The sequence below is a fragment of the Salinimicrobium oceani genome, assembly GCF_012037645.1.
Genome location: NZ_JAAVJR010000061.1, coordinates 1 through 899, shown reverse-complemented (window position 1 = coordinate 899; position 899 = coordinate 1). Strand labels below are relative to the sequence as shown.

The 899-nt window shown below is 44.8% G+C and carries 2 protein-coding genes; both read right to left on the bottom strand.

Annotated elements, in window-relative coordinates; translation table 11 throughout:
• Window positions 1–682: RNA polymerase factor sigma-54 (locus tag HC175_RS15375; RefSeq protein ID WP_445326494.1), on the bottom strand; the 682-nt coding region annotated here is incomplete at its 3' end.
• Between the two features lie 93 nt (window positions 683–775).
• Window positions 776–899 (bottom strand): amino acid--tRNA ligase-related protein (locus HC175_RS15370; RefSeq protein ID WP_168139342.1); only part of this gene is annotated, 124 nt, incomplete at its 5' end.

Below are 899 nucleotides of genomic sequence, written 5' to 3'. Positions count from 1 at the left end.
TGCTGAACTGGTCGAAAGAACTTTCGATAATATCCCTGGCAAGACTCACCTGCCGTGTCTGTTCTTTACGGGCCAGCTGGATCAATAAACATTCCTGAAGATTTCTTGCTCCCACTCCCGCAGGATCCAGTTCATGTACATGCTTCAGGACCTTTTCTACTGTAGGTTCGTCTGTATACACATTTTGTGTAAAGGCCAGATCATCTACAATATCCTGAATTGATCTGCGTATATATCCACTTTCGTCCACGCTACCCACCAGGAATTCTGCGATCTCCTTCTCAGATTCGTTGAGGCGCAGGGTGCTGAGCTGTGTTTTTAAGTATTGGGTAAAAGAAGTACCCGAAGCATATGGCACCTGCCTGTCTTCATCATCTGCACTGTAATTGTTTGCCTGGAGGCGGTAACTTGGAATCTCATCGTCGCTCAGGTATTCATCTACATCAATATCTGCTTCGATGGTTTCATTTCCCGGGTCGTCATCCTGATACTCGTCCTGGTTATAATCTTCTTCGTATTCGTCTTTTTCTTCTTTCCCGCCTTCCAGGGCAGGGTTCTCCTCCATCTCTTGTTTAAGCCGCTGCTCAAAAGCCTGCGTAGGCAGCTGGATAAGCTTCATCAACTGAATTTGCTGAGGGGAGAGCTTTTGAGAAAGTTTAAAATTTAACTGCTGTTTTAGCATAGGGTTTTTGGGCTTTTTATAAAAATAAAAAAAACAATCTACAAACGTAAACGAACGCAGATTGTTTTATGACTACTTTAGGACGAGAGGCGTTTAGAACTCTGCGTTGAGAGGTGTTCTGGGGAAAGGGATCACATCCCTTATATTACCCATCCCGGTGGCGAACTGCACCAGCCTCTCAAATCCTAATCCAAAGCCGCTGTGTACACAAGTACCA